Here is a 5,815-nt window from a genome sequence, read left to right as displayed (position 1 = left end):
TCGGACGGCTCGGACCGCGCGGCGACACCAGCACCTCCACCGTCACCGTGAGGGTCAGCTCCGTCACCACCGGCGGGCCCGGCACCGGGCACATGGCCGTGGGCATGAACCTGGAAAACGTGGTCGACTGGTCACCGGCGTGGACCTTCACCGATGCCTTCACAGCATCGCGGCCGTGGATCTCCCAGGCGTTCAACCCGCAGACGTTCGGGCTGTCCTGGGAGGCCGCCGATGCGCCCACCCTGGACCTGGACTCCGACGGCAACGTGCGCTCGTTGAAGACCTGGACGCGCAACGGCGTCGCGATGCGGCAGTTCGCCGGCACGCTGATGTTCAACGGGCTCGGCGGCGGCTACGCGGGCGGCACCTATCACGCCGAGTGGGACGGCACCGGCGTGGTGAGCTTCGGCTTCGACGCTCAGGTCACGGCGACCGGGCGCACCGCTTCCGGACGCAACTTCGCCGACCTACAGGTGACACCCTCCGATAGCGGCATCTACCTGCGCATCGAGGAGACCGCTCCGGGCGATCCGGTGCGGGACTTCAACGTCTGGATGCCCGACTACAACGGGCAGAGCTTCGTGGGGCAACGTTGGCAGCCGGGGGCCGCCTTCTCCCCCTTCCACCCGCTTTTCCTGGAGCGGCTGGCACCGTTCGGGACGTTGCGTTTCATGGCGATGCAGGAGACCAACACCTCCGACATCGCGACGTGGTCGCAGCGCCGCGATGCCGACGACATCCGGCAGGGCTCGGGCCCGGGGGGAACGCCGAGCGAACCGACCGTCAACGGAGTCGCGGTGGAATACCTGGTCGAGTTGGCCAACGAACTCGACGCCGACCCCTGGTTCAACATGCCCCACCGGGCCGATGACACGTTCGTACGCAACTTCGCCACCTACGTGCGCGATCATCTGGAGCCCCACCGTGCGGTCTACGTCGAGTGGTCCAACGAGATCTGGAATTTCGGCTGGGGCTTCGAAGGCTCCGCATGGGTCGCCGATCAGGCTCGGGCGGCCGGACTGGATCCCGACTTCGGGCAGTGGATCGTCGCCGGCCGGGAAGCGAAGCGCGACCTGGACATCTGGTCAGATGTGTTCGCCGGCCAGTCCGATCTGGAACTGGTTCGGGTGGCAGCCGGGTGGGCGGCGGTCAGTTGGGTCACCAATCAGGTGCTGGAGAACATGGGCGGCTCATTCGACGCGATCGCCATCGCTCCCTACATCACGCCGACCGACGAGCAGCGGGCCGGCTACACCTCCGCGACGACTGTTGATCGGGTGATCGCCGACACCCGCACCAATGTGGAAACCTCGGTGCAGTGGACGCGCGACCACGAGCAACTGGCAGCGGACTGGTCAGCCCGACTGGGACGACCTGTCCAGCTCGTCGCCTACGAGGGTGGCGCGCACCTCGATGGCCGAAACGGGCCTTACCAGAACGCTTTCTACGCGGCAAGCAATGATCCGCGGATGGGTGAGATCTACCGCGACTACCTCACCCGACTCGACGCCGTCGGCATGGATGCGTTCATGGACTTCCAATTCACCGGCCAGCCCGGAGCAGCGTCGTGGGGAGACTTCGCCAAACTGCACCGCATGGACGAGTCACTGAGCACCGCGTATCGCTACAACGCGGTGGTGGCCGCGGCCGACGGATCGCTGTGGGGCGACCCCGGCCGCACCAGCTGAGTCACGACAGGATGCGCCGGCCCCTTCTCCCCGTGCGCAGTTGCCGATTCATCGGGATTCTCTTAGACCGGGTCGAAGCCGGACACCAGCCACCGGTCGCCCGCTTTTTCCAGGGTGACCCGCACGCTGGAGGCGGTGGTGGTGGGGGCGTCAGCGGCGACGGTGATCGTCTGGTCGATGAACAACAGCGCCACCGCCCGGCTCCGGTCGGCGGAGACCGACGCCGCGGCCGGCACCTTCGCGGCCGCGGAGATCTTCTTCTGCTTGGCGCCCGGAATGACCACCGTGCTCACCAGCTGGTTGTAGGCCTCCAGGAAGTCGCCGGTGAGCCGGCTGCGCGCAGCGGTCAGGTCCTGCTCGACGCTGTCGGCGCGGTAGCTCAAGATCGCCACGGCCGCATCACGCGCGGCGGCCACCGACTCATCGGCGGCCGTCTGCGCGCCGTGCCGTGCGGACAAGTCCCACTGCAGGTAACTCGCGGCCCCACCGAGTACCACCACCAGCACCGGCAGCACCCCGAAGGCAACGAGGCGCCGCCGATCGACCGGGCCCTCCGGTTGGTCGGCGGCAGGCGGCAGATCTCTTGTGATGCGCGCTATTTCGTCTTCTATTCGGTCTTCTGTTTGGTCTTCTGTTTGGTCTTCTGTCATGGCACGAAATCCACCCTCGCCACTTTGGCGCTCTCCCCCTCCCTGGTCACCGTCATGCGCATCCGCCAGTACCGCGACTGTTCATCGGGAACGCCCCGGTTCACGGTTTTCACCGTGACCGCCACCAACACACGGCCCTCCTCGCCGTCGACCGACTCCAGACCTGCCTCGGTGACCGTGCCCGTCGACGTGGACTGTGCTTTTTTCACGACCTCGATAAAAGCTTTCGCGCGCTGGTCGAACTCGTCCCGGAACTGCCCGGTCGAGGAGTCCAGAATCCGCTGCACGTCGGCCTCGGCATTCTGATAGTCGATCGTGGTCAGATTCACCGCCCCCTGCTTACCGACCTGCACGAGCAACGCGTGTAGCCGTTCGGTCTGGCGGGCCTGGTAGACCTTGAACCCCAGCCAACCGCACAGCCCGACCAGGATCGTCACCAACACCAGGCCGACGATCGGTACCACGAGGGCCGCAGGTGGTCGCAGGTGTCGTGACGGGGCGTCCTCGGCAGCGAGTTCGACAGTGGGTTCGGCAGTGGGTTTGACAGTGGGTTTGACAGTGGGTTTGACAACGGGTTCGACAGCGCGCTCGTCCGCGGCGACCGTGATCTCGGCATGGGCGACGGCCAGGTCCTCATCGGGCACAGCCGCTCCTCACACTGGTCGGATGTCGGGCAGCCTCAGGCTACCGGCTCATCCACGCTGGCCCGAAGAGGGAGCACCGGACATCTCGATCGCCTTCTCGGTGTACACGCGATAACCGAAATCCGGCCGGAAGCCGTGGATTTCCGGGGTGTCCAACTGACGGACGAAGTCCAGTATCTGCCGGCTGAACACCTGGCCGGGAACCAGAACCGGAAAACCGGGCGGATAGGGCGTGACAAAAGTGGCCGATACCACGTCGACACCGGCGTCCAACTTCTCCTCGATCTGCTCGGCGGAGAGGTACTCACAGTTCGCGTCGTCGTAGGACAGATAGAACGCTCGGCGGACATCACCCTCGGGCGTCTCGACCGAACCCGAGAAGTCACGGAAAACCGGGTGGAAACCGCTGAAATCGGGCAGCGGTGCGGTGTTGGTGGTCAGCCGGCGGACTTTGTCCTCGAAGCGTCCGCGTTCGCTCAGGCCCATCTCGGTGATGTGTTCCTCGAGCTCACTGGCGATCTTGACCAAAACCTCGACCAGGAAGGCCACCGAACTGCGTGTGGTGCCGATGTTGGTCATGAACAGCACAGTGTTGCGCGAAGTCTTGTTGATCTGCACACCATGGCGATCCATCAACTGAACGCGCTTGAACTCGTCACCGTTGTAGCCGGTGCGACCGATCGACAGGGTGATCCTGGATGGATCCAGGACGAACTCGTCCACCTCCCAGACCTTCGCCATGCTGCGCAGTCCCGAGCGCAGCGGCTGACCGATGTGACTGTCCCGGAAATCCTCGGGGATCATGTCCAAGGTGCGCAGGCAGCACATGTACTTACTCAGCAGCGGGTGGTTGTCGATGGCGTTGCGCAATTGCATGGCGTGCTCGATCTGCCGGGCCACCAGCTCGAAACCCTCCAGCGCGACCTGCCGGCGCCCGAGATCGAGTGATGCCAGGATCTGGTAGTTCGGCGAGGTCGAGGTGTGCGCCATGTAGGCCTCGTGGAACGGTTCGGAGACCTTCTGCTCGAAGTCCTGGTCGAAGACGTGGATCATCGAGCCCTGCCGCAGCGAGGTCAGCGTCTTGTGCGTCGACTGCGTCGCGTAGACCCGCACGCGGGCCTTGGCCGGATCCGGCGTAAGCCGACGGTCCAACAACTCCTCATCGGAGGGCGGATTCGCGGCATCGCGGGCCAGTTGCTGCTCGCAGGTCGCGGCGTAGCCGGCGTCCTGCAGCCGGTCGCGAATGCGACGGGCCGCCTCCATGGCGGTGCGGGTGCGGGTGATGGGGTGGAAACGCGCGAAGGCGAACCACGCCTCGTCCCAGAGGAAGACCAGATCAGGTTTGATCGCCAGGCATTCCTCCATCACGCGCTGGACGTCGTAGACGATCCCGTCGAAGGTGCAATTGGTCAGCGCGATCATCTTGACGCGATCGAGCTTGCCGGCGCGCTTCAGTTCCAGCAGTTGCGCCTTGATCCCCCGCAGCGGCACCGCGCCGTACATGGTGTAGTCATTGAGCGGATAGGCCTCAAGGTAGACGACGTTGGCGCCGCCGAGCATCATCCCGTAATGGTGCGACTGATGGCAGTTGCGATCCAGCAGCACGATGTCGCCCGGGGCGACCAGGGACTGGGTGACGATTTTGTTCGCCGTCGATGTTCCGTTGGTGACGAAGTAGGTCTGCCGTGATCCGAAAGCCTCGGCGGCCAGCTGTTGGGCTTCGCGCAGCGGCCCCGTCGGCTCCAGCAGGGAGTCCAGTCCCCCGCAGGTCGCCGAGGTCTCGGCCATGAAGACGTCGAGTCCGTAGAAGTCGACCATGTCCTTGATCCAGTGCGAGTTCACGATCGACTTGCCCTGCGAGATCGGCAGGGCGTGGAAGACGCCGGTCGGGCGCTGGCTGTATTGCTTGAGCGCGCTGAAGAAGGGGGTGCGGTAGCGTGCCGCGACCCCGCGCACGACACTGAGGTGCAGTTCGAGCAGGCCGTCTCGGATGTGGAACACCCGCTGGAAGTACTTGCCGAGCCGGCCGGCGACATTCTCCACGTCGACCTCGGTCGTCAGGTAGAGGTCGAGCTCTGGTCGCAGCCGGGTCAGCGCCGCGGCAAGGACCTCCGCGCGCTCATCGGAGGTCTTGTCCTCGGCGAGTCCATCGGCGATACCGGAGTCGACGAAATCGGCCAGCGCCGAGAGATCCCGTGTGGAGTGCGAGCCGAACCGGCGCCCGATGACGACCGCTTGGATGTTCACGTTCAGCCGGGCCGCGATGAGCGCCTCCACGGCATTGCGCACGACCACGATCTCGTAGACGAATTCGCCGTCGGCGCGGCGCCAGCTGTGCACCTCGCGGCGCAGGATGCGCTCCTGGGACTCGGAGATGTCCTCGACTACCAGGACCTCGAAGTACAGCGGCTCGCGTTTGCCCATCTGCGGCACGTCAAGCCGGTTGGGGTCGATCCCGGGGAACTCTTCGTCGTCGATGCCGGCGCCCTCGGAGGTGCCGGTCCGGTACCACCCGCGGGTCAGCGAGTGGTTGATGAAGGTGACGGCCTGCGCGAACTTGCCGTAGTCACCGGCCGCGAACATCCGGCCGAGCTTGGCGAACTGCGCGTCGCCCGGGTAGGCCCAGTAGGGCTCCAGCGGCGCAAGCTCTTCCAGCAAAGCCTCGCAGACCCCGTACTGGCCGTCGGTGGGCCTGCCCGCCGCGGATGTCCGGGCAAGCTTGTCGGCGGCATCCTCCAGGCGACACCAGGAGTCCGCCCGCAGCTGCCACACGCTGTTGTACATCTGCGGCGTCTCTGCCATGTCCGCCAGATTAGTGGCAGGGTTGCGCAAG

Annotated in this window: 4 protein-coding genes; 1 reads left to right on the top strand and 3 read right to left on the bottom strand. The window is 65.6% G+C overall.

What is annotated here, in order from left to right:
- The coding region (locus ACKOB8_RS07220; protein ID WP_526376538.1) for a hypothetical protein at positions 1-1,688 on the top strand (1,688 nt) is incomplete at its 5' end.
- Between the two features lie 62 nt (positions 1,689-1,750).
- On the opposite strand, the gene ACKOB8_RS07215 is transcribed toward ACKOB8_RS07220, so the two are convergent.
- From ACKOB8_RS07215 to ACKOB8_RS07205, 3 genes are all read right to left on the bottom strand, one after another.
- A complete protein-coding gene (locus ACKOB8_RS07215) occupies positions 1,751-2,203 on the bottom strand; it encodes an Rv1363c family protein (RefSeq protein ID WP_526376537.1) in 453 nt (150 codons plus the stop codon).
- Between the two features lie 131 nt (positions 2,204-2,334).
- On the bottom strand, positions 2,335-2,982 hold the full coding sequence (locus tag ACKOB8_RS07210; RefSeq protein WP_526376536.1) for an Rv1363c family protein: 648 nt from the start codon (positions 2,980-2,982) through the stop codon (positions 2,335-2,337).
- A 48-nt stretch (positions 2,983-3,030) separates the two neighbouring features.
- Positions 3,031-5,784, bottom strand: a complete 2,754-nt coding sequence (locus ACKOB8_RS07205) for an aminotransferase class I/II-fold pyridoxal phosphate-dependent enzyme (RefSeq protein ID WP_526376535.1) — start codon at positions 5,782-5,784, stop codon at positions 3,031-3,033.
- Between the last annotated feature and the right edge of the window lie 31 nt (positions 5,785-5,815).

Origin of the sequence: Mycobacterium sp., assembly GCF_046091765.1 — a bacterium.
In the GTDB taxonomy this organism is placed as follows: domain Bacteria; phylum Actinomycetota; class Actinomycetes; order Mycobacteriales; family Mycobacteriaceae; genus Mycobacterium.
The sequence above is the reverse complement of the archived record's forward strand: the minus strand, read 5'-3'. Positions and strand labels throughout refer to the sequence as shown.

Bases quoted from the DNA above. Each gene is read 5' to 3' on its own strand.
- ACKOB8_RS07205 (WP_526376535.1), bottom strand. From the start codon at position 5,784: ATGGCAGAGACGCCGCAGATGTACAACAGCGTGTGGCAGCTGCGGGCG.